This window comes from Wolbachia endosymbiont of Pentalonia nigronervosa (genome assembly GCF_014534705.1).
GTDB lineage: Bacteria > Pseudomonadota > Alphaproteobacteria > Rickettsiales > Anaplasmataceae > Wolbachia.
The window spans coordinates 1-1,306 of the sequence record NZ_JACVWV010000160.1; the positions used below are offsets into that span (position 1 = coordinate 1).

Below are 1,306 nucleotides of genomic sequence, written 5' to 3' on the forward strand. Positions count from 1 at the left end.
CTACTTGTTTGTTGTTTTCGAAACGCATATAAATAGACATATTTTCCTCCTTCTTACTTCCAAATTTCAAACGTATTAGTAAATCCTGGGCATTGCCAAGCTTTAAGTGTTCTTTCTACATCTACCTCAAGTCCAGTGGTCAAAAAATTGCTGCGAAAATTGTATATTCCCCACTGCATAAATTGTGCATAATAGTTACTACTACTCGTGTAATAATATGGTGACGTGTAAAGTAAAATCACAACTGTTTTATTAGCTGGAATGACAACATTTCCTGAAGCTAAAAATCCACTGTTTGTGCTTCCAAGGTTATAAATATTTTTCCAGCTAATCGATGATATTTGTGCCTTATTAGTATTGGTATTATCAGGTGTTCCCACAAATGCTCCCATTCCTTCGTATCCTGAATACCAATGTGATGAACCAACAAAGTTTATTGTTCTTGTTATCTCACTATTTGTGGTGTTTTTTACAAATATTACTCCCAGTAATGCATATGGATAAGAGTACTCATTTGAAGAAACTGCATAACGCGTATACAGCTCTCTATAGATAAATGTTCCATTTTTCCCTTGCAAGAAACTTAATTGTGGCGGTTTATAAAATGAAACATAACTTGTGTCATAGCTATGCGCACCTGTAAGCAAGCAAAACATGTTATTAGTTTTTTCTGTATTAATGTACCATTGTCCTAATTCACTTGTGAAATGACCATAACCCCAGCTATAGTCATTGTATCTGCTCAATATTCCAAACAGGAAAGGTTGTGATCCAGACTGAATAACCCCTCGGGACTGTACTTCCTTCATTATTGAAGAATCTTTAGGAAGGTCATTAATAGCTTTAAGTGTGTTTTTTATACTACCAAGATCTGTTGTGCTATTTATTGCAGCAATATTGGCATCTTTTTTGGTGTCAAGAATTGATAGGCTTTTTAACTCCTGGTCATTTATTTTCTTTAACGATTTTCCCTCCAATTCAGAGATTGCCGCTAACGCATTGGTTTTATTGGTATCTAATTTACTTAAATGACTTGTTGTGCTATCAAGCAGTTCTTTCAATTTTACATCAGTCATCTGCACAATATCAAATACAGTACTCTGCCCAGCTATAGACTCTAATGCCTTGGCCAAATATGCTACCTTATCAGGCGTTGCATCTTGAGATAAATCCTTAATTCTTTGATGTAATGCGTATACTACTTCTTTTGCGATAGTCATCTCTTAATTTCCCCACAATTTTAACAGTTTTTCAAAACTAAATCTTTCAAAGTTACCCTTCAGCTCATCATGTTCATTTTCCCTAC

At 34.7% G+C, this 1,306-nt stretch carries 1 protein-coding gene; it reads right to left on the minus strand.

The genetic code is table 11. The features are described from left to right. Nucleotides 1-53: 53 nt before the first annotated feature. Nucleotides 54-1,220: a hypothetical protein gene (locus tag IC220_RS07605; protein ID WP_188153801.1), complete on the minus strand. Its 1,167-nt coding sequence runs from the start codon at nt 1,218-1,220 to the stop codon at nt 54-56. Nucleotides 1,221-1,306: the final 86 nt, after the last annotated feature.

Bases quoted from the DNA above. Each gene is read 5' to 3' on its own strand.
- IC220_RS07605 (WP_188153801.1), bottom strand. From the start codon at position 1,220: ATGACTATCGCAAAAGAAGTAGTATACGCATTACATCAAAGAATTAAG.